The following is a 22,478-nucleotide window of genomic DNA, read 5'->3' as shown; positions in this document are numbered from 1 at the left end:
GGGTCTTTGCGGATAAACGGGGCAGGGAGGAGCCATAATGGCGGTCAGTCGGGAATTGTCGCGGTTTGTGCGGGACGCCTTGGCGCAGGGGCGGAGCCGGGAGGAGATCGCGGAGGCGCTGGGCGCTTCGGGGTGGAGCGCGTCGGAGGTGGCGGATGCCTTGGGGGCCTGGGCGGAGACGGCATTTTCGCCGCCAGTGCCGCGCCCGCAGACGACGGTTTCGGCGCGGGATTTCTTTGTCTATGCGCTGACCTTCGGGCTGATGGTGACGGGTGCGATCTATCTGGTGCAGCTTTTGCACGTGCTGATCGACATGGCGCTGGATGACGACAATTTCGCGTCGCCCAGCCGTATCCGCTGGGCGATTGCGGTGCTGGTGGTGGCGACGCCGGTGTACCTTTGGCTGACGCTTCGGGAGCGCGCGAAGCTGGCCGCCGATCCGGCGCTTTACCGGTCGGCCATTCGCAAGTGGTTGACCTATATTACGCTTTTGTTGTCGGCGGCGGTTCTGCTGGGGGATCTCATCGCGGTGATCTATGCCTTCCTGAGCGGGGATTTCACGCTGCAGTTCCTGCTGAAGGCCTTGGTGGTGGCAGGCGTGGCGGGGTTGATTTTCCTGTTCTACCTCAATGATATCCGCAAGGGGGATGCGGCGTGAACCGGGTGCTGTTTGCCGTCGTGGTGCTGCTGGTTGGTGCGGCGGTTATCGCAGGGCTGATGATTGTCGGCGGGCCGGGGCAGGCGCGGATGGAACAGCGGGACCGGGAGCGGCTGGATCATCTGCGGCAGCTGGCAGAGCATGAGCGGTGCAGGCTCGTGGCGAAGGGTGAAGCGGTGCCGGACCGGTGCAGGCAGGTTATCGCCCTGGAAGACCTGCGCGATCCTTTGACAGATGCGGCCTACGTGACGCGGATGGTGGGCAAGACGATGTTCGAGGTCTGCGCGGAGCTTGAGACCGATCCCGAGACGCTGTCGCGCTATGATTACGCGCGGCTTTATATCGACGGGCAGGGCGCTTGCCTCCGGTATCGGCGCACTGGTGACGGGGCGGACTGGCAGCAGGAGTAGGCTGCGGTCAGAAGATTTCCTCGGCCACAGCACGGGGGGAGGTGTGTTCGGCAGCTTCGGGCCGGGCAATTGCAGGCGTGGCGTGAACCCAGTCTCTGGTTTCGGCGAGCCTGACTATAAAATCGGCGAGGTCCGCATGGCGCGTGCGAACCATATCGTCGGGGATGACATCGGGTTGGACGGTGTAATCGCCGGTTACTTTGCCCTCCATCAACCAGCCCGGCCGGACGGCGGTCCAGTCGAGTGCTGGGCGGGCGCGCAAGTTGGCCTCCATTTCCTTCATCTGTTCGAAGACAAGGTGCAGGCCGGTCATGGCTGGCAGCTTGAACCAGATGGGGCCACGGTCGCGGGTTTCGACAAAGGTGGCCGAGATGGTGATCAGGCGCTTGATGCCCTCGGCTTCCATAGCGTCGCAGATTGCCTCTGTGCCCTTGGAGTAGAGGGGCGGGGGGTCGAGAAGCGTGGCAGGATCGTTGCCGACGCCAAGACAGGAGAGCACGGCATCGGCGTCGCGCACGTGCGGACGCAGATCATCTTTCAGTACATCGCCCTGTACGTGCGTGATGCCTTCATCATCTGAGGTGTCGTCGGGTACGTGATGATCGACCGCGCGAACCCGGTGACCGCGCGCACGCGCGGCCGCGACGGCAGACTTGCCGGTGCTGCCCGAGGCGCCGAAAATGACAAGGGTGAGGGGGCTGGTACTGGTATTGGTCATGGTTGTCTCCGCCCGGTTACGGAGACAACCGTTGTCGGCTACCGCAGTTCCCAGCGGATCACAGGCTGCGACATCACAACGCGATGGGCTTCAGCACCTCCGCCTCGATCACATTCACACCGGGCAGGCCCTCGGCCAGGACGGCGGCGGATTGTTCGAGCAGGTCGAAGGTCTTGTAGTGGCAGGGGATCACCGTCTTGAAATTGAAGTAGCGCTTGGCGGCATAGGCGGCTTCGGCCATGCCCATGGTGAAATGGCCGCCCGCCGACAGGATGCCAACGTCGGGTTTGTAGAAGTCGCCGATCCAGTCCATGTCGGCCATGATGCCGGTGTCGCCGGAGATGTAGACCGTGTGGCCTTCGCCGCGCAGGATGAAGCCGGCCTCGCTGCCCACGTCGACGGGCAGGTCGTTGACGGTGGTGGTCGAGGAATGGGAGGCGGGCACCATGGAGGCGCTGACCTTGTCGCCGATGCGGATCGTGCCGCCCATGTTGAAGCCTGCACCTTCGGTGGCACCCTGGGACACGAGATAGCTGACCAGTTCGTAGATGCCGGACACCGGCGCGCCGGTTTTCTTTGAGATTTCAACGACGTCCGTGATGTGGTCAAAGTGGCCGTGGGTGACGAGGATATGGGTGGCCCCCGCGATGGCGGCCTCGTGCTGGTCCTCGGGCATCTTGGGATTGCCGTTGAGCCAGGGGTCGAGCAGGACGACCTGATCCTCGATTTCGAAGCGGAATGAGCCGTGGCCGAGCCAGATGATGTTCATGGTGGTGTCTCCCTTGGTGTTTGGCGGGGAGTTTAATGAGGTGCGGGGAAAGGTCCAGCGGGGGTGTTTCCTGCGGGCCTGTTTCGCGTCGCAGAACGGACGGGGCGATTGTTGCCGATGCGGCACATGGGAAAGGGACCGATCTCTACTGCCTCATTCCTGACACAATTCGGGCGGAGCCTGTCCGGGTCGGCGTTTCGCCGCCCCGCAGACGGGCTCTGCGCCCGGAATTGGGACGACATCACCGGCAAGTTGCCAAGGGGGGCGTGCGATGGCCTCTCTTTGCATGCTTCCTGAAAGGCACAGACACCTGAGCAGGAGCATGAGCAATGAAACTCTTACCCATATTGGCCATGGCGCTGGGGTCGACCCTTGCCGCCAACGCCGCGCAGGCGGCAAATTGCGCCCAGCGGGATGCGGTCGTCAAACGGCTTGAGACGAAATACTCCGAGAAGCTGATCGCGCGCGGGCTGCAATCCAAGACGGCACTGATGGAGCTTTTCGGATCGCCGGATACGGGCACCTTCACGGTACTGATCACCAATCCGAACGGGGTCAGTTGCGTCGTGGGGGCGGGCACGCATCTGATCTTCGAGGAGATCAAGCCGGAAGTGGCCGGGTCAGCCAGCTGACGGTATCCGGGAGGGCAGACCCGGAAACCGGGGTGAACGCCGTTCGCGGAGTTTATTTCGGCGTACGTTTCTCGTCGCTCTGACATCGCGAATAGCCCTCGGTTCAGGCCGAAAGCGTTCCTTTATGAAGCCGTCTTACATGTGGACGGGACTTCTTTTGGGCAACAAATGCCGCCGCTCTGAGCAGCGGCTCATGCGCCTTGCTTCGCTCATACCAAGATTTGCCCGCCCGCCCTTGCGAGGCTCCGCCCGGGGCGGTATTGGGCAGGGCAAAGAGATCACCGCAAGGGGAGCTTTCCCATGTCCATCGACGAGACGACCGCCGCGCGGGTGGCGAAACTGGCCCGGATCAAGGTCGAGCCCGAGGCGCTGCCGGGGCTGGCGCAGGAATTCAACGGCATTCTGGGGTTCATCGAAGAGCTGAACGAGGTGGATGTCGACGGGGTAGAACCGATGACTTCGGTGACGCCGATGCGGCTGAAGCGGCGCGCGGATGTGGTGACGGACGGGAACCAGCAGGAAGCGATCCTGAAGAACGCGCCGGATGCGCGGGAAGGGTTCTTTGCGGTGCCGAAGGTGGTTGAGTGATGAGTGACCTGAACAAGCTGGGGCTGGCAGAGGCCCGTGATGCGCTGCGCAGCGGAGAGACCACGTCGAAGGAGCTGACCGAGGCGTGCCTGAAGGCCATCGAGGGGGCGGGGGCGCTGAATGCCTTCGTGCATCATACGCCCGAGATCGCGATGGAGCAGGCTGGCAAGGCCGACGCGCGTCTGGAAGCCGGTGAGGCGCCTGCGATGTGCGGGTTGCCCATCGGGATCAAGGACCTTTTCTGCACCAAGGGTGTCCCGTCGCAGGCGGGCTCGCGCATTCTGGAAGGTTTTTTGCCGGAGTACGAAAGTACTGTCAGCCAGAACCTCTTTGACGCGGGCGCGGTGATGCTGGGCAAGCTCAACATGGACGAATTTGCCATGGGGTCGTCGAACGAGACCTCGGTCTACGGCAACGCGGTGAACCCCTGGCGGCGCGGGAACGATGATGCGCAGCTGACACCGGGCGGCTCTTCGGGTGGCTCTGCTGCCGCTGTGGCTGCCGACCTCTGCCTTGCGGCAACCGGCACGGATACCGGCGGGTCGATCCGGCAGCCGGCGGCTTTCACCGGCACCGTGGGGATCAAGCCGACCTATGGGCGCTGTTCGCGCTGGGGGATCGTGGCGTTTGCCTCCTCGCTGGATCAGGCGGGGCCGATGACCAAATCGGTGCGCGACGCGGCGATCATGCTGGAAGCGATGTGCGGGCATGATCCGAAGGATTCCACCTCTGCCGACCTGCCGGTGCCGGATTTCGAGGCGGCTTTGACCGGTGACGTACGCGGCAAGAAGATCGGTATCCCCAAGGAATACCGCATGGACGGGATGCCCGAAGAAATCGAGGCGCTCTGGCAGGACGGCATCGCGATGATGAAGGATGCGGGCGCCGAGATCGTCGATATTTCGCTGCCCCATACGAAGTATGCTTTGCCTGCCTACTATGTGATCGCGCCTGCCGAGGCGTCCTCGAACCTCGCGCGGTATGACGGGGTGCGCTATGGGCACCGGGCGAAGCTGGATCAGGGCGACGGGATCACCGAGATGTACGAAAAGACCCGCGCCGAAGGGTTCGGGGCGGAAGTGCAGCGGCGGGTGATGATCGGGACTTACGTTCTGTCGGCAGGCTTCTATGACGCCTATTACAACCGCGCGCGCAAGGTGCGGACGTTGATCAAAAAGGACTTCGAGGACGTCTTTGCGCAAGGTATCGACAGCATCCTGACGCCCGCGACGCCTTCGGCGGCCTTCGGTCTGGGTGAGATGGCGGATGCGGACCCAGTGCAGATGTATCTCAACGATGTCTTCACGGTGACCGTGAACCTTGCGGGTCTGCCGGGCATTGCCGTGCCTGCGGGTGTGGACCGGCAGGGGCTGCCCTTGGGGCTGCAACTTATCGGGCGGCCCTGGGAAGAGGCCGATCTGCTGTCCTCCGCCTATGCGTTGGAACGCGCGGCGGGATTTGTGGCCAAGCCGGACAAATGGTGGTAAACCCAGCCCCAACAAGGCAGTCGAAAAAGACGAAGCAGGACCCATGATTTTTCGCGCTCTCGCAGTAATTGCCGCCGGTGCGGCGCTGGCGGGCTGTCAGCCCGCCGTTCCCGATTCCGGTCGTGGCGTAGGTTTCGGGGACCAGTTCACTGCCGAGCAGCGCGCCCGCGAGGCGGCGCTGGCGGAAAGCTATGTGGCCGCGCCCGCTCCGGTCAGTGCAGCACCGCTGGGTGCCGCGCCCGCAGAAGGATCGGCCGAGGCCACGGCAGCGGAAACGGCGCGCATCCTGGCCGCAACCCGGCCCGGTGCCAGCGCGGGTCTCGGCAACAGCGCGGCCACGAATTCCGGGGTCGAACCGGTGCAGGCCAGCCCGTCCAATCCGCCGCCGCCGGTTCTGAACAGTGCGGGCATCTCGCAGGAGAACAATTTCGACGCGGTATCGGGCCAGCGCAGCATCGACGCTGACGCCGCGCGGATCGCCGCGAACCGCCAGCAGTACCAGGTGGTTCAGCCCGAGGCGCTGCCGGACCGGACAGATACGGGGCCGAACATCGTGGCCTTCGCGCTCCAGACCAGCCATCCGCGTGGCACACAGGTCTATCGCCGTGGCGGGTTCAACCGCGAGGCCAAGTACCAGCGTGCCTGTGCGGGCTATTCGACGCCGGATCAGGCGCAGATCGACTTTCTTTCCCGCGGCGGGCCGGACCGTGACCGTTTGGGCGTGGACCCCGACGGTGACGGCTACGCCTGCACCTGGGATCCGAGCCCCTTCCGCCGCGCGGCGCAGCAAGGCTGAGGCGTGGGGGCGGGTGATGTTCGCTGGCATCCCTCGCCCAACTGCGGGCCGCGCCGGGACGGGCTGAGACCGCATCTGGTCGTCATCCATTACACCGCCATGCAAGGGGCCGATGCCGCCATCGCGCGCCTGTGCGACCCGGAGGCGGAGGTCTCGTCGCATTACGTGATCGACATGGGCGGCGGCGTGACACAACTGGTCAAGGAAGAGGAGCGCGCCTGGCATGCGGGGGCGGGGGAATGGTGCGGGCAGGATGACATCAACTCGCGCTCCATCGGGATCGAGCTCGACAACGCGGGGGATCATCCCTTTCCCGAGCGGCAGATGGCAGCGCTGGAGCGGCTTCTGGCCGAGATCATGGGGCGATGGGACATCGGCCCCGACGGCGTGATCGGCCATTCCGACATGGCGCCGGGGCGAAAACACGATCCGGGCCCGCGTTTCGATTGGGCGCGGCTGGCGCGGCAGGGGCTGGCCGCGCGTCCGGCCAAGGCACATCCGAACGAAATCACCGAAGACAGCTTTCGCCGGGCCGCGGGGGAGGCGGGGTTTACGGCTGACGTCGGGTTTGACGACCTTCTTGCGGCGACCCGCTTGCGTTTCGCGCCCTGGCGGCGGGGGCCGCTATGTGCGGCGGATTACGCGCTGGCGGTGCCGAAGAGGCTGGCTTGAGGCTGTTTTTCCCCAGAAATCGACCGACATAACAGGCACACCCATTGACCCGCACGGCAGTGAGGCATTACCTCACCCCTTGCGCGGAAGGCTGGATGGCCGCGGCGGCCTTCGGGACGTCGAGGAAAGTCCGGACTCCGAAAAGCGACGGTGCCGGGTAATGCCCGGGCAGGGAAACCTGACGGAAAGCGCCACAGAAAGCAAACCGCCACCGCACAGGTCGGGCAACCGAAACCGGGCGGCGGTAAGGATGAAAGGGTGGGGTAAGAGCCCACCGCGCCCCCGGCAACAGGGGCGGCACGGCAAGCCCCACCGGGAGCAATGCCAAATAGGGACCGCGCGCCGCAAGGCAGGGCCGCTTTTGCCCGAGCAGGTCCGGGTTGGCAGCTGTAGCCGTCGCAGTAATGCGGCGGTCAGAGGAATGGTCATCCATCCGGGGGCGACCCCGGGGGACAGAATCCGGCTTACAGGCCTTTCGCGCGCCTCGGGGCCTCGATTTCTTCGAAGAAATCGGGCCGGAAAATTCGAATTTTTCGATCGCGGATCGTTGCAGTCTTTTGCTGTTGACTCGCGCGCGCGATCATTTAGAAGCCGGGGTTCAGAATTCACGCGGGCCCCAGCCGGTCTGCAGCAGGAGACGACCCATGGCAAAGCCAACCACGATCAAGATCAGGCTGAATTCCTCCGCCGGGACCGGCCACTTCTACGTGACCAAGAAGAACGCGCGCACCATGACCGAGAAGATGGTGGTACGGAAGTACGATCCCGTCGCGCGCAAGCACGTGGAATACAAGGAAGGCAAGATCAAGTAAGATCGCCAGACTTGCAGTTTTCGGGGCCGCGCTGGAAAGCGCGGCCTTTTTCGTTTCGAGGAAGTGGCGATGGCATCGCTGATCATCAGACCGGGCACGCGGGACGATATCGCCCCGCTCGACGCGCTGCTCGCGCGGAGTTATCCGCGACTGCTGGCGGCGGATTACCCGCCTTCGGTGCTGGTGACGGCGATTCCCCGGATCAGCAAGGCACAGCCTGCGCTGGTGACCTGTGGCACCTATTTCGTGGCGCTGCGGGACGGCAGGCTGCTGGGCGGCGGAGGATGGACCCGCGCGGCACCGGGAAGCGGCAGGCGGGGCGCGGCGTCAGTGGGGCATATCCGGCATTTTGCCACCGACGTGGAGGCGGTGCGGCAAGGTGTGGGGCGGGCGCTCATGGAACGTGTGCTGGCGACGGCGGCAGAGGCCGGGGTTCGTCGGCTTGAGTGCATGTCGACCCGGACGGCGGTGCCGTTCTATCGCAGCGCGGGTTTCGAAGTCTTGGGCGAGGTGGACGTGCCGCTGGACGCAGGCATCACCTTTCCGGCGCTGCGGATGGTTCGCTTGTTGTCCTCACGCGAAGGCGGCTGAATCATTCAGCGCGTCTCGGGAGGTATATCCTTCGTGACCGCGACGAGGGCCCGGATGTCGTCGAGGTCGTACTTCAGCTTGCGCCGCTTTGTGCCGGGCGGCTGATGCACCCGGCTGACGCCCGTGCGGCGGTCAACAGCGGGGCGGATGGGGCGGGGAACGAAGCCGCCCGCGCAATTGGGGCAGACGTTGTACAGCACGGTGTCGACGCAATCGGCGCAGAAGGTGCATTCGTAGGTGCAGATGCGCGCCTCGGTCGCTTCGGGGGGCAGGTCGCGGTCGCACATTTCGCAGTTCGGTCTAAGCTCGAGCATGGTTCCTCCAAAGAAAAAAGGGCCGGTCCATCATGGACCGGCCCCGGATCGTTTGGAAAGCTGCCGCGATTACTCGCGCTGGCCGAAGAGCTGGAGCAGCATCATGAACATGTTGATGAAGTTCAGATACAGGCTCAGCGCGCCCATGATGGCCGATTTGCCGATCCATTCCGCATCGCCGTGGCGGGCGTGTGCGACATACTCGGACTTGATACGCTGTGTGTCATAGGCGGTCAGGCCCGCGAAGATCAGCACACCAATCGAGGAGATCGCGAACATCAGCGCGCCGGACTGCAGGAAGATGTTGACGATGGACGCCACGATCAGGCCGATCACACCCATGATCAGGAAAGTACCCCAACCCGAGATGTCCTTCTTGGTGGTGTAGCCCCAAAGCGACAGGCCCGCGAAGGCGATCGAGGTGATCAGGAAGATCTGCGCGATGGAATACCCGGTGAAGACCAGGAAGATGGAGCTGATCGACAGGCCCATGACGGCGGCGAAGATGTAGAACACGGTCTGCGCGGTCGCAGCCGACATGCGATTGATCGCGGCACCCAGGCCGAAGACGAAGGCCAGCGGGGCGAACATGATCACCCACTTGAGCGGCGACGCATAAAGCGCGTAACCGAGATCGGTCAGGTACTGATCGGGTCCGATCTGCGCGGCGGCACCGGCGGGATCGGTCGTCACCGCAAGGCCCGAGATCGCCCAGGCGGCGGCAAAGGTGATCAGCATACCCACGGACATCGTGCCGTAGACCTTATTCATATGGGCGCGCAGGCCCGCATCTATTTCGGCGGCGCGGGCTCCGGCTACGCTCCGGATTGTATTCACGTCAGCCATTCATTGACCTCCAATTGGCTAAAGGGTTCCTCACCACGCTTTGTTCGCACGTGATTGTGGCAAATATCGGAATTATTCCCCAGCTTTTCAAGAAGTCGCCTGCGTCCGGATGCCGCGGATTGTCGGATTATTTCAGCCAATGGGCCGGAACGTCCCAAATCGGGCGATTTGCCTCTTTTTCAGCGGACTTGCGGGTCAGGCCGATATCTTCGAGACGGTCGTGATCGAGGCTGGCCAGCTGGCGGCGGCTACGCCAGACGTCAAGCGCGGCCACAAGCCATCCGAAGATGGACAAGCGAGGGGCGAGGGAGCGGGTCTTGTGAAGCGAAAAGTCGGTCATAGGTCACCTTCAAATTTCGTGATGTTTCCTGATGATGCATTTTGATGCTTGATATATCGGTGCTCACCGGGAATAATGAAAACGAATGTTTGTTCGGTAATGCATCACGGATTCTGATATATGAGAAATCTTGACGTGACGACCCTGCGCTCTTTCGTGGCGGTGGCGGATTCAGGCGGGGTGACGCGGGCCGCCGGTTTCCTGCACCTGACGCAATCGGCGGTCTCCATGCAGCTCAAGCGGCTCGAAGAGATGCTGGGCCTGCCGCTTTTCGATCGGACCGGGCGCACCATCGCGCTGACGGCCTCGGGCGAGCAATTGCTGGTTTATGCGCGCCGGATGATCGCACTGAACGACGAGGTGATCACGCGGCTCACCGATCACGCTTACGAGGGCGAAATCCTGCTGGGCGTGCCGCATGACGTGGTCTATCCGGCGGTGCCGCAGGTGCTCAAGCAATTCCACGCGGCCTATCCACGGGTCAAAGTGCAGCTTGAGGCGTCATTCACGCGTACCCTGAAGGAGCAATTTGCCAAAGGCGACTGCGACGTCATCGTGACCACCGAAACTGGGGTAGATCAGGGGGGAGAGACGCTGACCACCAAGCCGCTGGTCTGGGTCGGGGCACCCGGCGGCACCGCCTGGCGGCAGCGGCCGCTGCAACTGGCCTTCTGCCGATACTGCGTCTTCCGTCCCCACATCGTGGCGGCACTTGACGCCATGGACATCGATTGGGAGATGAGCGTCGACACCGAAAGCGACCGCGCGATCGAAGCGGCGGTCAGCGCCGATCTGGCGGTGCACGCCTTGATCGAGGGGACCCAGCCCCCCTATCTGGAGCCTATCGATCACGGCGGTGCGCTGCCCGCCTTGCCGGTGCAGAAGATCAACCTTTACGGCGCAACCGAGAGCGGGGACGAGGTGCGCAATACGCTGGTGAACATGTTGCGCAGTGCCTTTGCGAACTCCGCCGCACAACGACTCAAGGTCGTTTGAGGGGCAGGGCGGTCCGGATTGCATCCGGAAGCAGGGGAATAGGCGGATTTCCGCCTAGATAGGGCCAATGACGCAGGCTTTGGCTAGGTAAACTACGCTTCGGGAAGACCTTTCTGGAAGAATTCTACTTTTTGGGGAATCTACCTTCTTGTAAACAATGCAAGATTGCCCTTTTTCAGAGGACTTCGAACAGTGAATTTCGCCCCCCGGGACAATGAATTGCCGCAAGGGTCATCAAAAACTTGGGTAAATAACCATAAGTTGACAGTGTTTTGTTCCGATACCGCCCGGGCTGAAGTCAAAAAAATTTTGCAGTTACGGGCGGTTCTTGTAGACTGTTCCTACGTCAACTTCGGTCCTGGTTGCGCAGCGCTCGGGGGCCATAGTAACTCAGTGTCGATCACCGTTGATCGAAGTTAGGAAAAGAAAAAGAATGCCGCATAGGGTAGATGTCCACGTCGGACAGAGGATCAGACAACGTCGCTGGTTGACAGGCATGACGCAGCAGCGACTCGCCGAGTTGGTCGGAATCAAGTTCCAGCAAATCCAGAAGTACGAGACCGGAGCGAACCGAGTGAGCGCGTCGCGCCTGTGGGACATCGCCGAAGCGCTGGGCGTCAACGTGGCGTTCTTCTTCGAGGGTCTCGAAGCAGCCAATGTCGAAAAGAAGGATGCGGCCAAGAACGTCCCGGTCGACGTGATGGGCGACAAGGAGGCCATGGATCTCATCCGCTCCTACTACTCGATCCCCGAAGACCAGCGTCGCCGCCTGTTCGAATTGGCCAGGGTCCTGAGCGACGTCGCCTGAAAGCCTGCCAGAGGGCGGAGCATTCCTGCACATGTCTGAGCGAAACTTCGACCCGGAAATCCGGCGCGTTGCGCATTTGATCGCCGATGCCGCGCGCGCGGCGATCCTGCCCTATTTCCGCAGCAGAGCCCTGGGTACCGACAACAAGCTTGCCACGGGCTTCGACCCGGTCACCGAGGCCGACCGCGCGGGCGAGCGCGCCATGCGCGAGATCCTCGCCCGCGAGCGTCCCGATGACGGGGTGCTGGGCGAGGAATACGGCATCAAGGACGGCACCAGCGGTCTGACCTGGGTGCTTGACCCCATCGACGGCACGCGCGGCTTCATCAGCGGCACGCCCACCTGGGGGGTGCTGATTGCAGTCGCGGATGAGAAGGGGCCCTTCTACGGCATCATCGACCAGCCCTATATCGGTGAGCGGTTCGAAGGGGCGCCCGACGGGGCGGTCATGCAGGGGCCACATGCGCGTGCCGCCCTAGCAACGGTGGCGCCGCGCGATCTGGCGGAAGCTATCGCCTTCACCACCTTTCCCGAGGTCGGCGACGCCGCGGAGCGCGAAGGCTTTCACGCCGTCGCGGCCCGGGTGCGACTGACGCGCTACGGCATGGATTGCTATGCCTACGCGATGCTGGCGGCAGGGCAGATCGACCTCGTGATCGAGGCGGGTTTGGCCCCCTACGACATCCAGGCCCCCATCGCTGTGATTGAGGCCGCGGGCGGTATCGTGACCGATTGGCAGGGGCGGCCTGCGCATCAGGGGGGCCGTGCCATCGCGGCCGCGAATGAACGGGTGCACGGCCAGGCGCTGGAAATACTGCGCAATTACTAGTGGTTGCGCGCCGGCGTTCCGCCAGAAATTCCCGCATAGGTTATTGCCCCAGCCCGGCGCGACCGCTAGCGTGGCGGAATTGGTTCAAGGGCGGTGCGGTGCTTTGACGGAAATTTTGATTAAGAACGCCGACGTCGTCGTGACGATGGACGACGCGCGGCGGGAACTGGCCGGGGCAGACCTGAGGCTGGTGAATGGCGTGATCGCCGAAATCGGCCAGGGCCTTGAGACAGCAGGCGAGGTGATCCTTGCCGGGGGCTGCGTCGTGACACCAGGGTTGGTGAACACCCACCACCACCTTTACCAGTCGCTGACGCGCGCTGTGCCAGCCGGACAGGATGCGCTGCTGTTCGGCTGGCTGCAGGCGCTCTATCCGATCTGGGGGCGCATGACGCCTGAGCATTTCTTTGTCTCCGCGCAGGTGGGGCTGGCGGAACTGGCCCTGTCCGGCTGCACGCTCAGCAGCGATCACCTCTACCTCTATCCCAACGGGGCGCGGCTTGACGATACGATCCACGCGGCGGCTGAGCTGGGGCTGCGGTTTCATCCTACACGAGGCTCGATGAGCATCGGTCAAAGCGCGGGCGGATTGCCTCCCGATGCGCTGGTCGAGGACGAGGCGGCGATCCTTGAGGATTGCCAACGGGTGATCGATCTTTTCAGCGATCCGGCCGAGGGCGCGATGTGCCGCGTGGGCCTCGCCCCCTGTTCGCCCTTCTCGGTCAGCACCGACCTCATGCGCGAAACGGCGCATCTGGCGCGTGCCAAGGGTGTGATGATGCATACCCACCTCGCCGAGAACGACGAAGACGTGGCCTACAGCCTTGCCACCTTCGGCTGCCGACCGGGGCAATATGCGCAGGACCTGGGCTGGGTGGGCCCGGACGTCTGGCACGCCCATTGCGTCAAGCTCGATCCTTCGGAGATCGCGCTTTTTGCCCAGACCGGCACAGGGGTGGCCCATTGTCCCTGTTCCAACTGCCGCCTTGGATCGGGCATCGCCCCCGTTCGGGCGATGCTGGACGCTGGCGTGCGCGTCGGGCTGGGGGTTGATGGCTCGGCCAGCAACGATGCGGGCAACCTCGTGGCCGAGGCGCGGCAGGCGATGCTTCTGCAGCGGGTGGCGCGGGGGGCGGACGCGATGAGCGCGCGGGAGGCGTTGGAGATCGCCACGCGGGGCGGGGCGGACATGCTGGGGCGGCCGGATTGCGGCAGGCTGGAGGTGGGAAAGCGGGCGGACCTGGCAATCTGGGATGTCAGCGGGCCAGCATCCGCCGGTAGCTGGGAGCCTGCCGCGCTGCTTCTTGCCGGTCCGACCACGGTGCGCGACCTTTTCGTTGAAGGCCGCCAGATCGTGCGCGATGGACAGATCACGACGATCGACCTGCAAACGCTGATCGCGCGGCAGAACCGGATGGCGCGCGCGCTGGGAGAATAACATGAGAGTGCTGGCCTGCTTGATCCTCTGTCTGGTCCTCGCCGTGCCCGCCGATGCCAATGAGCCGCTGACACGGGCGCTCAATGGCCTGCGCGCGGCGGAAGGGCGCGCGCCTGTCGCATATTCCAAGACGCTGGCCCAGGTGGCGCAGGCCCATGCGCAGGACATGGCGCGGCAGGGCAGGATGAGCCACATCGGCAGCGACGGATCGAAGATCGGGCAGCGCGTGCGCCGGGCGGGGTATCGCTGGTGTCACGTGTCCGAGAATGTCGCCAAGGGGCACCGGTCATTGCAGAAGGTGCTGAACGCCTGGGCGGCATCCCCCGGTCATCGCCGCAACATGGTCAACCGCAAGGCGCGGGAGTTCGGGCTGGGCCGTGTGGGGGATGAATACTGGGTGATGGTGCTGGCCGGGCCCGGCTGAAGCGCTCAGGCGCGCGTGCCGCCGATGAAGACCTCGGCGATGGCGCGGTCGTCGCCCATCATGATGGTGGCAAAGACGGCCTCCCAGATATCCTTTGCCTGCGCGACGCGCTGTGCAATCGCAGGCGTCGAGGCGAGGTTGAGAACGCTGATATCGCCCTCCATCCCCGGAGCGAGCCTGCCGATCCGGTCGCTCAGATGCAGGCTGCGCGCCGAGCCGGCCGTGGCCAGCCACATCAGTTCGGCGGCGTGGAGCGGCGTGCCGCGCAACTGGCCGATTTCGTAGGCCGCCGCCATCGTCCGCAGCATGGAGAAGGAGGAGCCGCCGCCGGTATCCGTTGCCAACCCGATGCGAATGCCCCGCGCGCGCAGGCCGGAGAGATCGAACAGCCCGGAGCCGATGAAGGTGTTCGAGGTCGGGCAATGCACCACCGCCGCACCGACCTCGGCCAGCCGGTCGATCTCGCGCGCCTCAAGATGGATGGCGTGGCCGTAGAGCCCACGCGCACCCAGAAGCCCATGGGCCTCGTAAGTATCCAGATAATCGCGCGCCTCGGGGTAGAGGCCCCTGACCCAGGCGATCTCATCGGTCTGTTCGCTGAGGTGCGTCTGCATCAGGCAGTCGGGGTGTTCGGCCCAGAGCGCGCCGAGCGCGGAGAGTTGCTCGGGCGTCGAGGTGGGCGAGAAACGGGGCGTGATCGCATAGGTCGCGCGGCCCTGCCCGTGCCAGCGCGCAATGAGCGCCTTGCTGTCGTCATACGCGCTTTGCGCCGTGTCGCGCAGTGCTTCGGGTGCGTTGCGGTCCATGCAGGTCTTGCCCGCGACAACGCGCTGGCCCCGTGCGGCGGCTTCTTCGAAGATCGCGTCGGCGCTGTGGGGGTGGATCGTGCAGTAGGAAGCCACGGTGGTGGTGCCGTTTGCACGGGTCAGATCGAGATGCCGCGCGGCGATGGCGCGGGCATAGGCCGGGTCTTCCAGCCGCATTTCCTCGGGGAAGGTGTAGTCGTTCAGCCAGTCGATCAGCCGCTTACCCCATGAGGCGATGATGGCCGTCTGCGGGTAGTGCACGTGGGCGTCCACGAAACCAGGGCAGATCAGGTGATTTTCGCCGTAGCGCACCGCCTCTGCCATCGGGTGGGCCGCGCTGAGGGTGTCGCCATCGCCAACGGCGGTAATCCGGCCGTCCTCCAGCAGCACCCCGCCGCGGCTGTCGATCCGCACGGCCTCCTGCCAGGGTTCTGCCATCGGATCGCCGTCAAAGGTCAGGGTCGGGCCCAGAAGAAGTGTCTGCCGTGTCATGGGGCGATCCTAGCGCAGATTCCGGTGCGGAAGTACAGCGGGGACGCTGACAAAGCGGGCCATTGACCTAGGTACGAAAGCAGTCGAAACCGCCACGCAAGACAGGCGCCAGCCGCCATTGTCTCTTGCAAGGCGCTTGCCTATGGTCGCAGAAAATCGGGGAGAGCAGCCATGCTGGATCAGGTTGAAGCCACTGAAACTGCCTCTCCGGAGGACGAGAAAGACCAGTCCTATCTCCTTGACCAGAAGACCGTCGCCGCGATCCTCTACGCGGTCGAGATAGACGATCGGGAGCAGCTGGTCGAACTGATGGAGCCGCTGCACGCGGCCGATATCGCCGACCTTCTCGAACAGATCAGCAGTTTCGAGCGCATGCGCCTCGTGCGCCTCTACGACCGGGAGTTCGACGGCGAGATCCTGTCCGAACTCGACGAGTCGATCCGCGAAGAAGTGATCGCGGTCCTGACGCCCCAGGTGCTGAGCGAGGCGGTGCGCGAGCTGGACAGCGACGATGTGGTCGACCTGATCGAGGACCTCGAGGAAGATCAGCAGGAAACCATCCTCAAGGCGCTTGAGGAATCGGACCGGGCAGCGGTGCAGCAGGCATTGAGCTGGCCGGAGTATTCCGCCGGTCGCCTGATGCAGCGCGAGGTGGTCGCGGCGCCAGAGCACTGGAATGTCGGACAGGCCATCGACTATCTGCGCGCCACGCCCGAGGACGATCTTCCCGCGCAGTTCTATCATCTGGTCATGGTCGACCCGCGTTTTCATCCGGTGGGGAACATCACGCTGGGCAAGCTGATGCGCTCGAAGCGGGCGACGCCGCTGAAGGACCTGCTGGAAGACACCTTCCGCATTATCCCGGCCAGCCAGGATGAGGGCGATGTCGCCTATGCCTTCAACCAGTACCACCTGATCTCGGCCCCGGTGGTCGATGACGAGGGGCGGCTCATTGGGGTGATCACCATCGACGACGCCATGGCGGTGCTGGACGAGGAGCATGAGGAGGACATCCTGCGCCTCGCCGGTGTGGACGGGGAATCGACCCTGTCGGATTCGGTGCGGGCCACGACCCGGCGGCGCCTGCCGTGGCTGGCGGTGAACCTTGGCACCGCTATTGCCGCATCCATCGTGATCTCGCTTTTCGAGGATGCCATCGCGCAGGTGGTGGCGCTGGCCGTCCTGATGCCGATCGTGGCGTCGATGGGCGGCAACGCGGGCACGCAAAGCCTGACGGTGGCGGTGCGCGCGATCGCGACGAAGGACCTCACCGGCTCGAACGTCTGGCGGGTCATACGACGCGAATGTCTTGTGGGGCTGATCAACGGGGCGGTCTTTGCCGTGGTGATGGGGATCGTCGGCATCATCTGGTTCGGCTCGCCCGCGCTGGGCTACGTCATCGCGGTGGCCATGGTGGTCAACATGGTGGTGGCGGGCCTTGCGGGCACGGGCATCCCGATCATTCTCGAACGGATCGGCGTCGACCCGGCGCTGGCCTCCGGCGCTTTCGTGACGACGGTGACGGACGTGGTGGGCTTCTTCGCCTTCCTCGGCCTTGCCGCCGCCGTTCTGTTGTGACCGACCTGGCCGAGGTCAAGGCAGCGGCGCGCAAGGCGGCGTTTGCCCGCCGCAAGCCGCTCTTTGAGGCTGCGACGGCCGCGCAGGCGGGATACCTCAGCGAAGTCTTGGCAGGCTATCGCGGCGTGCCTCTGTCGGGCTACATGCCGATCCGGACCGAGATCGACCCGCGCCCCGCCATGGCCGAGGCCTGCGCGCATGGCCCCGTCGGAGTGCCGGTGATCGAAGCGGCGGACAGCCCTCTGAAATTCGCCCTGTGGACACCGGAGACGGTCATGGTGCCCGGCGCCTTCGGCGCGGCCATCCCCGATGATCCGGCATTCTTCGAGCCCGAAATCCTGATCGTGCCGCTACTGGCTTTCGACCGGCGCGGCGGGCGGCTGGGTTACGGCGGCGGCTTCTATGACCGGACCCTTGAGATGCTGCGCGCCAAACGACCGACGCTGGCCATCGGCTTTGCCTTTGCCGGGCAGGAAGTGGCGGACCTGCCTTTGGAGGGAACGGATCAACCGCTCGATCTGATCGTGACGGAGGCGGGGGTGATCGAGATCGCGCATCCCTGACCGGGCTGGTTCAGGCCGCCAGATGCCAAACCCGTCGCGCATCGGGCGGGGCAATCAGGCCCAGGAGCAGCCGCGCCTCGTAGGCACGGAGCACCAGGCGCGCGGTTTCGGCGTGGCCCAGATCGGCCAGGGACACGCCCGGCAGCAGGTCCCAGGCTACCATGTTTTTGTAATGCGCCCGCACCATGTCTCCGAGAAACAGGCTTTCGGCCCAGATACCGTGTGCCCGGAGGACCGCGTGACGCCCAAGCAGAAGGTGAAAATAGACAAGCGGTCTGCTCGTGGGGTCAAGTTGCATGGCACCGAAACCGGCAAGAAGTTTGGCGGCGATCAGAACCTCTGCACTTTCAAAGAGCAGGTTCGCCTGAAAGCTCCGCACCAGAACGCGGTGGTTCGGGGACAGCTCAAGCGGCATCGATGCACCGCACAGCCCGCGCGGCAAGCGCAGCGGAAGGAGCGAGGGATCATGCGCCTGTGCCGCCGGGCTGATCTCGAAGCGACGGATGCCCAGCAGGGTAGAGACACCGTCGTCGAGGGTAAGCAGGCGGGCACCGGGGCGCAGGAACTGCACGGGGACGGCGCCGAGGTCCGTGTCGATCAGGGTGCCCGCGCAAAAGCAGGGGACGCCTGGGGTGCCGGGGCTGGGCGTGCCTTCGACCATGTCGCCGTTGATGTCGCGCACGAAGGCCGTGCCATTCGGCGCGCTGCTGTCGATCGTTTCGCCCGCGCCGATCCGCGTTGTGCCGGGAAATCCGGCAGGCAGCACCGGCGTCCGCGGCGGGGCGCCGTAGGACAGAACGACATATTCGCCGGTGTTTGAGTTGACGAGAAAGATTGAGTCGAATTTCTGGCCTTCGCCATCCGGCAACCAGTTGATGTTGTTGTTGGTTGTGGACTCGTAATAGCCCGCAGGCGGTGTGCCCGTGTATTCACCAACCACTGTGGCGGTGCCGCCCGCCGCGATCGTGTCGCCCGATCCGAAGGAATAAAGCAGTCCGCCTTTCTGGGACCAGATTTCGTAGCCATCGAGGCTTATCGTGCTGTTAGTCGTGTTCTGGATCTCGATGAATTCGTCGGCCTTGTTGGACCAGCCATCCCCATCGGTGTCGATCGCGGACGCGCCCGCGTTATCGGCCAGTATTTCGCTTATTATGAGGCCGTCCAAACGGTCTGCCAGGGGCCTGCTCCTCAACCACGGCCTGTTCATACCGGCTGAAGTTGCGATAAATTTGAACTAATTCCGCTTTTTCCATGGCATTGTCGCCAGTTGGTGGAGGATGCATCCCTTGCCGAGCGCGGCGATTGGGCCTACGTGTCGCGGCTATGAAGATACTCTTTCTTGGCGACGTCATGGGCCGCGCGGGCAGGCGCGCCATTACCGAGAACCTGCCCCGTTTGCGCGCCGATTGGGCGCTCGACTTCGTCGTGGTCAACGGCGAGAACGCCACAGGCGGGATGGGGCTTTCGGGCGCGCATGCCAAGCTGCTGCTCGAAGCCGGGGCCGATTGCCTGACGCTGGGCGATCACGCATTCGACCAGAAGGACATGCTGGCCTACATCGCGCAGGAGCCGCGCATCCTGCGGCCGCTGAATTTCTCCAAGGCCGCACCCGGAAAGGGCGCCCAGCTTTTCAAGGCGAAAGGCGGGCGCAAGGTGCTTGTGACGCAGGCGCTGGGGCAGGTTTTCATGAAGCGGCCCTTCGACGATCCTTTCTCGGCGCTGGAGACGGTGCTCAAGGCGCATCCGCTGGGTGGTCTGGCGCAGGCGATCATCGTTGACATCCACTGCGAGGCCACGTCCGAGAAAATGGCCGTGGGCCATTGGTGCGATGGCCGGGCGTCGCTGGTCGTGGGCACCCATACCCATGTGCCCACGGCGGATGCGATGATCCTGCCGGGCGGTACGGCCTATCTTAGTGATGCGGGTATGTGCGGGGATTATCATTCCATCATCGGCATGGAGAAGACCGAGCCGCTGCGCCGGTTCATCACCGGCATGCCCAAGGAACGTTTCACCCCCGCCAACGGGGATGCGACGGTATCGGGGGTCTATGTCGAGACCGACGACAAGACCGGACGGGCCACGCGTATCGTCCCGATACGCCAGGGCGGTCTTTTGGCGCAAAGCGCGCCGTGACACGGCGGGAGATCGCCTTTTTCAGTCTTTGCCTAGTGCTGATGGGCGCAGGCTGGGGCGCGACCCAACCGATGAGCAAGATCGCTGTCAGCACCGGCTATGGGCACTACGGCCTTGTTTTCTGGCAACTCTTCATCGGTGCCGTACTCATGGGCGCGATCTGCGCGGTGAGGCGGCTGGCGCTGCCGTTTCATGGCCGCGCGCTGCGGCTCTACGTGATCCTCGCCATGATCGGGACGATCCTGCCCAACTCGCTTTCCTACCAGGCGGCGGTCCATCTGCCCGCGGGCATCATGTCCCTGCTGCTGAGCATGATCCCCATGTTCGCCTTCGTGATCGCGCTGCCGCTGGGCAATGACACGCTGGCCTGGCGACGGGTGGTGGGCCTCGGCTTTGGCCTGGTGGGGACGCTCATGATCGTCGCGCCCTCGGTCGATCTTGGCCAGCCGATCCCGGTCTTTTGGGCGGGGGTGTACCTGATCACGGCGCTCTTTTATGCTTTTGAAAGCAACTACATCGCCAAATGGGGGACCGAGGGGCTGGGCCCCTTGCAGGTCATGTGCGGCGCCTCGCTGGTGGGGGCGGTGATCATGGTGCCCGTCACGCTGGCATCGGGCCAGTATATCGCCCCCCTGTGGCCGCTGCCTCTGCCGCAGCTGGCGCTGATCGCCGCTTCGGTCGTGCATGTCTTTGTCTATGCCACCTACGTCTGGCTGGCGGGCCGCGCGGGGGCGGTCTTCACGGTGCAGGTGAGCTATCTTGTGACGGGCTTCGGATTGCTCTGGGCCTGGGTCATGCTGGGCGAGGGCTATGCCGCGACGATCTGGGTGGCGCTCGCGGCGATGTTCGCGGGCATGTACCTGGTCCAGCCCCGGCCCGCGCTTGCGGAACCAGAAGCGATAGGCCAGAGTTAAGCACCGCATTCACGATCCTGCGCCAGAGCTGCTTACATGGATTTCCTCCCCCTTTCCCAGACCGGCAGCGCGATCCTGACGCTTGCGGTGGTCGTGGTGATGTTCATCCTTTTTTTGCGCGAATACTTCCCGACCGAAGTGGTGGCGCTGGGCGGTGCGGCTTTCCTGCTGGCCACCGGCATCCTTCCTTACGAGGACGCGCGGATGGTGCTGTCGAACTCGGCGCCCTGGACCATTGCGGCGATGTTCATCGTCATGGGAGCGCTGGTGCGCACCGGCGCGCTGGAGGTGCTGACGCGCATGGCGGAAAGTTATGCCCGCACCAACCCGCGGCTGGCGGTGGTGGGCGTGATCCTGTCGGTCATGGGGGCCAGCGCCATCATGAACAACACGCCCGTGGTGGTCGTGATGATCCCGGTTGTCGTGCAGCTGAGCCGGACGCTCGGCACCAAGGCGTCCAAGCTTCTGATCCCCCTGAGCTATGCGGCGATCATGGGCGGCTCGCTGACACTGATTGGCACTTCGACGAACCTGCTGGTCGATGGCGTGGCCCGTGCCCAGGGCCTGGAGCCCTTCGGCATTTTCGAGATCCTGCCCATCGGTCTTGTCGTTTGTGCCTGGGGGCTCACCTACATGCTGCTTGTGGGGCGTAAACTGCTGCCCGAGCGCGACAGCATGGCGGCGATGCTGTCGGACCGGTCGCGGAAGAAATTCTTCACCGAAGTGGTGATCCCGGAGGATTCCGGTCTGATCGGCGAAGAGGTGAAGGATGTGGGCTTGTTCAAGCGCGAAGGCGTGCGGCTGGTGGACGTGGTGCGGGGCGACACGTCGCTGCGGCGCAATCTGCAGGGGGTCGTGCTGCAGACCGGTGACCGCGTGGTCCTGCGCACCGAGATGACCGAGCTTCTGAGCCTGCAGAACAGCAAGGATATCCAGGCCAAGAAAGAGGAAGATACGGACAGAAGCGGCGACAAGCGCGTCGACCAGCTGTCTTCGGTCGAGACCACGACGGTGGAAGTGCTGATCACCCCCGGCTGCCGCATGGTGGGGCGTTCGCTGGGCTCGATGCGGCTGCGGCGGCGCTACGGTGTCTATCCGCTGGCGGTGCACCGGCGGAACCAGAACATCGGACGGCAGCTCGATGACCTGATCGTCAAGGTGGGCGACACGCTGCTGCTGGAGGGCGCGGCGGAGGACATCCAGCGACTGGCCGCCGACATGGACCTCGGCGATGTGAGCCAACCCACCGCCCGCGCCTATCGCCGGGGGCATGCGCCCATTGCGATTGCGGCCCTGGTCGGTATCGTCGTGCTTGCGGCGCTCAACGTGGCACCCATCCTGATGCTGGCGGTGATCGCCGTCGCCGTGGTTCTGCTGACCGGCTGCATCGACGCGGAAGAGGCGTTCTCCTTCGTCGATGGCCGTCTGCTGGCGCTGATCTTTTCCATGCTGGCCGTCGGCGCGGCGCTGCAGCACTCCGGCGCCGTGGCTCTGATCGTGGACGGCATCTCGCCCACGCTGGCCACGCTGCCGCCGACGATCGTGATCTTCTGCGTGTTCTTGCTGACCACGATCTTCACCGAGATCGTCTCGAACAACGCCGTTGCGGTGATCATGACGCCCATCGCCATCAGCCTCGCCGCTGCACTCGGCATGGACCCGCGCCCGCTGGTGGTGGCGGTGATGATCGCCGCCTCCTGCGCTTTCGCGACACCCATCGGGTACCAGACGAACACGCTGGTCTACGGTCCCGGCGGCTACAAGTTCACCGATTTCATGCGCATCGGCATTCCGCTGAACCTGTCGATGTCAATCCTCGCCAGTCTGACCATCCCCCTGATCTGGGGTTAGGGAGCAGGGG

26 protein-coding genes and 1 other RNA gene are annotated in these 22,478 nt (G+C 64.3%); 20 read left to right on the top strand and 7 right to left on the bottom strand.

Annotated elements, in window-relative coordinates; all coding sequences use genetic code 11:
* The first annotated feature begins 37 nt into the window (after nt 1-37).
* Together AB2B41_RS18010 and AB2B41_RS18005 are read left to right on the top strand one after the other, a co-directional pair.
* Nucleotides 38-658, top strand: a complete 621-nt coding sequence (locus AB2B41_RS18010; RefSeq protein WP_367879210.1) for a DUF5671 domain-containing protein — start codon at nt 38-40, stop codon at nt 656-658.
* Complete coding sequence (locus AB2B41_RS18005) at nt 655-1,068, top strand: hypothetical protein (protein ID WP_367879209.1); 414 nt, start codon at nt 655-657, stop codon at nt 1,066-1,068. Before AB2B41_RS18010 ends, AB2B41_RS18005 begins: the two co-directional genes overlap by 4 nt.
* 7 nt (nt 1,069-1,075) lie before the next feature.
* Here the strand turns inward: AB2B41_RS18005 and AB2B41_RS18000 are convergent, their stop codons facing one another.
* Both AB2B41_RS18000 and AB2B41_RS17995 read right to left on the bottom strand, forming a co-directional pair.
* The gene (locus AB2B41_RS18000; protein WP_367879208.1) at nt 1,076-1,786 is read right to left on the bottom strand and encodes an NAD(P)-dependent oxidoreductase; all 711 of its coding nucleotides are present in this window, start codon (nt 1,784-1,786) and stop codon (nt 1,076-1,078) included.
* Between the two features lie 73 nt (nt 1,787-1,859).
* Nucleotides 1,860-2,555, bottom strand: a complete 696-nt coding sequence (locus tag AB2B41_RS17995; RefSeq protein WP_367879207.1) for a metal-dependent hydrolase — start codon at nt 2,553-2,555, stop codon at nt 1,860-1,862.
* A 329-nt stretch (nt 2,556-2,884) separates the two neighbouring features.
* Here AB2B41_RS17995 and AB2B41_RS17990 point away from each other — a divergent pair, with 329 nt between their 5' ends.
* From AB2B41_RS17990 to AB2B41_RS17955, 8 genes are all read left to right on the top strand, one after another.
* Nucleotides 2,885-3,187: a hypothetical protein gene (locus AB2B41_RS17990; RefSeq protein ID WP_367879206.1), complete on the top strand. Its 303-nt coding sequence runs from the start codon at nt 2,885-2,887 to the stop codon at nt 3,185-3,187.
* Between the two features lie 300 nt (nt 3,188-3,487).
* Complete coding sequence (gatC, locus tag AB2B41_RS17985; RefSeq protein WP_367879205.1) at nt 3,488-3,775, top strand: Asp-tRNA(Asn)/Glu-tRNA(Gln) amidotransferase subunit GatC; 288 nt, start codon at nt 3,488-3,490, stop codon at nt 3,773-3,775.
* The gene (gene gatA / locus AB2B41_RS17980; protein ID WP_367879204.1) at nt 3,775-5,262 is read left to right on the top strand and encodes an Asp-tRNA(Asn)/Glu-tRNA(Gln) amidotransferase subunit GatA; all 1,488 of its coding nucleotides are present in this window, start codon (nt 3,775-3,777) and stop codon (nt 5,260-5,262) included. Before gatC ends, gatA begins: the two co-directional genes overlap by 1 nt.
* A gap of 43 nt (nt 5,263-5,305) precedes the next feature.
* The gene (locus AB2B41_RS17975; protein ID WP_367879203.1) at nt 5,306-6,058 is read left to right on the top strand and encodes a hypothetical protein; all 753 of its coding nucleotides are present in this window, start codon (nt 5,306-5,308) and stop codon (nt 6,056-6,058) included.
* A 3-nt stretch (nt 6,059-6,061) separates the two neighbouring features.
* The gene (locus AB2B41_RS17970) at nt 6,062-6,730 is read left to right on the top strand and encodes an N-acetylmuramoyl-L-alanine amidase (protein ID WP_367879202.1); all 669 of its coding nucleotides are present in this window, start codon (nt 6,062-6,064) and stop codon (nt 6,728-6,730) included.
* A gap of 83 nt (nt 6,731-6,813) precedes the next feature.
* An RNA gene (rnpB, locus tag AB2B41_RS17965) (RNase P RNA component class A) lies at nt 6,814-7,213 on the top strand.
* 161 nt (nt 7,214-7,374) lie between these two features.
* A complete protein-coding gene (rpmG, locus tag AB2B41_RS17960; RefSeq protein WP_011454349.1) occupies nt 7,375-7,542 on the top strand; it encodes a 50S ribosomal protein L33 in 168 nt (55 codons plus the stop codon).
* 69 nt (nt 7,543-7,611) lie between these two features.
* A complete protein-coding gene (locus AB2B41_RS17955) occupies nt 7,612-8,133 on the top strand; it encodes a GNAT family N-acetyltransferase (protein ID WP_367879201.1) in 522 nt (173 codons plus the stop codon).
* 5 nt (nt 8,134-8,138) lie between these two features.
* Here the strand turns inward: AB2B41_RS17955 and AB2B41_RS17950 are convergent, their stop codons facing one another.
* The 3 genes from AB2B41_RS17950 to AB2B41_RS17940 form a co-directional block, all read right to left on the bottom strand.
* Nucleotides 8,139-8,447 (bottom strand): DUF1272 domain-containing protein, encoded by a 309-nt coding sequence (locus AB2B41_RS17950; RefSeq protein ID WP_367879200.1) that lies wholly within the window; start codon nt 8,445-8,447, stop codon nt 8,139-8,141.
* 69 nt (nt 8,448-8,516) lie between these two features.
* Nucleotides 8,517-9,293 carry a Bax inhibitor-1/YccA family protein gene (locus AB2B41_RS17945; RefSeq protein ID WP_367879199.1) on the bottom strand — a complete coding sequence of 259 codons (777 nt, stop codon included), beginning with the start codon at nt 9,291-9,293 and terminating at the stop codon, nt 8,517-8,519.
* A 127-nt stretch (nt 9,294-9,420) separates the two neighbouring features.
* A complete protein-coding gene (locus AB2B41_RS17940) occupies nt 9,421-9,633 on the bottom strand; it encodes a DUF1127 domain-containing protein (protein ID WP_367879198.1) in 213 nt (70 codons plus the stop codon).
* Nucleotides 9,634-9,753: 120 nt separating this feature from the next.
* Here AB2B41_RS17940 and AB2B41_RS17935 point away from each other — a divergent pair, with 120 nt between their 5' ends.
* From AB2B41_RS17935 to AB2B41_RS17915, 5 genes are all read left to right on the top strand, one after another.
* Nucleotides 9,754-10,629, top strand: coding sequence for a LysR family transcriptional regulator (locus AB2B41_RS17935; RefSeq protein ID WP_367879197.1), 876 nt, complete (start codon nt 9,754-9,756; stop codon nt 10,627-10,629).
* A 433-nt stretch (nt 10,630-11,062) separates the two neighbouring features.
* The gene (locus AB2B41_RS17930; RefSeq protein WP_367879196.1) at nt 11,063-11,437 is read left to right on the top strand and encodes a helix-turn-helix domain-containing protein; all 375 of its coding nucleotides are present in this window, start codon (nt 11,063-11,065) and stop codon (nt 11,435-11,437) included.
* A 31-nt stretch (nt 11,438-11,468) separates the two neighbouring features.
* The gene (gene hisN, locus AB2B41_RS17925; protein WP_367879195.1) at nt 11,469-12,266 is read left to right on the top strand and encodes a histidinol-phosphatase; all 798 of its coding nucleotides are present in this window, start codon (nt 11,469-11,471) and stop codon (nt 12,264-12,266) included.
* A 103-nt stretch (nt 12,267-12,369) separates the two neighbouring features.
* A complete protein-coding gene (locus AB2B41_RS17920; protein WP_367879194.1) occupies nt 12,370-13,704 on the top strand; it encodes an 8-oxoguanine deaminase in 1,335 nt (444 codons plus the stop codon).
* 1 nt (nt 13,705) lies between these two features.
* A complete protein-coding gene (locus AB2B41_RS17915; protein WP_367879193.1) occupies nt 13,706-14,128 on the top strand; it encodes a CAP domain-containing protein in 423 nt (140 codons plus the stop codon).
* Between the two features lie 5 nt (nt 14,129-14,133).
* Here the strand turns inward: AB2B41_RS17915 and guaD are convergent, their stop codons facing one another.
* Nucleotides 14,134-15,426, bottom strand: a complete 1,293-nt coding sequence (gene guaD, locus AB2B41_RS17910; RefSeq protein WP_367879192.1) for a guanine deaminase — start codon at nt 15,424-15,426, stop codon at nt 14,134-14,136.
* Nucleotides 15,427-15,597: 171 nt separating this feature from the next.
* On the opposite strand from guaD, the gene mgtE reads away from it, so the two are divergent.
* Together mgtE and AB2B41_RS17900 are read left to right on the top strand one after the other, a co-directional pair.
* On the top strand, nt 15,598-17,004 hold the full coding sequence (gene mgtE / locus AB2B41_RS17905) for a magnesium transporter (protein ID WP_367879191.1): 1,407 nt from the start codon (nt 15,598-15,600) through the stop codon (nt 17,002-17,004).
* Entirely contained in the window at nt 17,001-17,567 is a 567-nt protein-coding gene (locus AB2B41_RS17900; RefSeq protein ID WP_367879190.1) for a 5-formyltetrahydrofolate cyclo-ligase, read from the top strand. The genes mgtE and AB2B41_RS17900 overlap by 4 nt, the downstream gene beginning before the upstream one ends.
* A gap of 10 nt (nt 17,568-17,577) precedes the next feature.
* Here AB2B41_RS17900 and AB2B41_RS17895 read toward each other — a convergent pair whose 3' ends face one another.
* Nucleotides 17,578-18,732 carry a Hint domain-containing protein gene (locus AB2B41_RS17895; RefSeq protein ID WP_367879189.1) on the bottom strand — a complete coding sequence of 385 codons (1,155 nt, stop codon included), beginning with the start codon at nt 18,730-18,732 and terminating at the stop codon, nt 17,578-17,580.
* Nucleotides 18,733-18,890: 158 nt separating this feature from the next.
* On the opposite strand from AB2B41_RS17895, the gene AB2B41_RS17890 reads away from it, so the two are divergent.
* The 3 genes from AB2B41_RS17890 to AB2B41_RS17880 are packed head-to-tail and all read left to right on the top strand — an operon-like array spanning nt 18,891 to nt 22,468.
* Nucleotides 18,891-19,703, top strand: coding sequence for a TIGR00282 family metallophosphoesterase (locus AB2B41_RS17890; RefSeq protein WP_367879188.1), 813 nt, complete (start codon nt 18,891-18,893; stop codon nt 19,701-19,703).
* A complete protein-coding gene (locus AB2B41_RS17885) occupies nt 19,700-20,617 on the top strand; it encodes a DMT family transporter (protein WP_367879187.1) in 918 nt (305 codons plus the stop codon). Before AB2B41_RS17890 ends, AB2B41_RS17885 begins: the two co-directional genes overlap by 4 nt.
* 36 nt (nt 20,618-20,653) lie before the next feature.
* The gene (locus AB2B41_RS17880; protein WP_367879186.1) at nt 20,654-22,468 is read left to right on the top strand and encodes an SLC13 family permease; all 1,815 of its coding nucleotides are present in this window, start codon (nt 20,654-20,656) and stop codon (nt 22,466-22,468) included.
* Nucleotides 22,469-22,478 lie beyond the last annotated feature (10 nt).

Source organism: Sulfitobacter sediminis (assembly GCF_040811725.1).
GTDB classification, from domain to species: domain Bacteria; phylum Pseudomonadota; class Alphaproteobacteria; order Rhodobacterales; family Rhodobacteraceae; genus Sulfitobacter; species Sulfitobacter sediminis.
The sequence above is the reverse complement of the archived record's forward strand: the minus strand, read 5'-3'. Positions and strand labels throughout refer to the sequence as shown.

Bases quoted from the DNA above. Each gene is read 5' to 3' on its own strand.
- AB2B41_RS18010 (WP_367879210.1), top strand. From the start codon at position 38: ATGGCGGTCAGTCGGGAATTGTCGCGGTTTGTGCGGGACGCCTTGGCG.
- rpmG (WP_011454349.1), top strand. From the start codon at position 7,375: ATGGCAAAGCCAACCACGATCAAGATCAGGCTGAATTCCTCCGCCGGG.
- AB2B41_RS17990 (WP_367879206.1), top strand. From the start codon at position 2,885: ATGAAACTCTTACCCATATTGGCCATGGCGCTGGGGTCGACCCTTGCC.
- AB2B41_RS17915 (WP_367879193.1), top strand. From the start codon at position 13,706: ATGAGAGTGCTGGCCTGCTTGATCCTCTGTCTGGTCCTCGCCGTGCCC.
- AB2B41_RS17890 (WP_367879188.1), top strand. From the start codon at position 18,891: ATGAAGATACTCTTTCTTGGCGACGTCATGGGCCGCGCGGGCAGGCGC.
- AB2B41_RS17935 (WP_367879197.1), top strand. From the start codon at position 9,754: ATGAGAAATCTTGACGTGACGACCCTGCGCTCTTTCGTGGCGGTGGCG.
- AB2B41_RS17940 (WP_367879198.1), bottom strand. From the start codon at position 9,633: ATGACCGACTTTTCGCTTCACAAGACCCGCTCCCTCGCCCCTCGCTTG.
- gatC (WP_367879205.1), top strand. From the start codon at position 3,488: ATGTCCATCGACGAGACGACCGCCGCGCGGGTGGCGAAACTGGCCCGG.
- guaD (WP_367879192.1), bottom strand. From the start codon at position 15,426: ATGACACGGCAGACACTTCTTCTGGGCCCGACCCTGACCTTTGACGGC.
- AB2B41_RS17880 (WP_367879186.1), top strand. From the start codon at position 20,654: ATGGATTTCCTCCCCCTTTCCCAGACCGGCAGCGCGATCCTGACGCTT.
- AB2B41_RS17945 (WP_367879199.1), bottom strand. From the start codon at position 9,293: ATGGCTGACGTGAATACAATCCGGAGCGTAGCCGGAGCCCGCGCCGCC.
- AB2B41_RS17955 (WP_367879201.1), top strand. From the start codon at position 7,612: ATGGCATCGCTGATCATCAGACCGGGCACGCGGGACGATATCGCCCCG.
- AB2B41_RS17975 (WP_367879203.1), top strand. From the start codon at position 5,306: ATGATTTTTCGCGCTCTCGCAGTAATTGCCGCCGGTGCGGCGCTGGCG.
- gatA (WP_367879204.1), top strand. From the start codon at position 3,775: ATGAGTGACCTGAACAAGCTGGGGCTGGCAGAGGCCCGTGATGCGCTG.
- hisN (WP_367879195.1), top strand. From the start codon at position 11,469: ATGTCTGAGCGAAACTTCGACCCGGAAATCCGGCGCGTTGCGCATTTG.
- AB2B41_RS17950 (WP_367879200.1), bottom strand. From the start codon at position 8,447: ATGCTCGAGCTTAGACCGAACTGCGAAATGTGCGACCGCGACCTGCCC.
- AB2B41_RS18000 (WP_367879208.1), bottom strand. From the start codon at position 1,786: ATGACCAATACCAGTACCAGCCCCCTCACCCTTGTCATTTTCGGCGCC.
- mgtE (WP_367879191.1), top strand. From the start codon at position 15,598: ATGCTGGATCAGGTTGAAGCCACTGAAACTGCCTCTCCGGAGGACGAG.
- AB2B41_RS17930 (WP_367879196.1), top strand. From the start codon at position 11,063: ATGCCGCATAGGGTAGATGTCCACGTCGGACAGAGGATCAGACAACGT.
- AB2B41_RS17995 (WP_367879207.1), bottom strand. From the start codon at position 2,555: ATGAACATCATCTGGCTCGGCCACGGCTCATTCCGCTTCGAAATCGAG.